The organism is Pseudomonas sp. FSL W7-0098 (genome assembly GCF_005930585.1).
GTDB lineage: Bacteria > Pseudomonadota > Gammaproteobacteria > Pseudomonadales > Pseudomonadaceae > Aquipseudomonas > Aquipseudomonas bubulae.
The window spans coordinates 1-256 of sequence record NZ_RXHW01000032.1; the positions used below are offsets into that span (position 1 = coordinate 1).

Genomic DNA, 256 nt, shown 5'->3' on the forward strand with positions numbered 1-256 from the left:
GGTCAGAATCCGCTGGGCTTTTTTTGAGCAGAAAGTTTTTTCATTACCGCAGACTGCTTTTTTATCTCCATAACTTGAGAATTATCATTGATATCTAAAGCTTTAGCAAGCTTTTTAAACACACCATCTTTCAATTGAATCCAATTGAACCTCATATAATTAAATAAGTTATGCGTGTGAGCAATATCTATTGAACTTACTGCAAGTTGTCTATTGATTTTAGGAGAGCCAAATAAGAAATTATAAAGCGCATAAG

1 protein-coding gene is annotated in these 256 nt (G+C 32.8%); it reads right to left on the minus strand.

The window, feature by feature from the left end; translation table 11 throughout:
* Positions 1-2: 2 nt before the first annotated feature.
* Positions 3-256: hypothetical protein (locus FHL07_RS23560; RefSeq protein ID WP_202979111.1), on the minus strand; the 254-nt coding region annotated here is incomplete at its 5' end.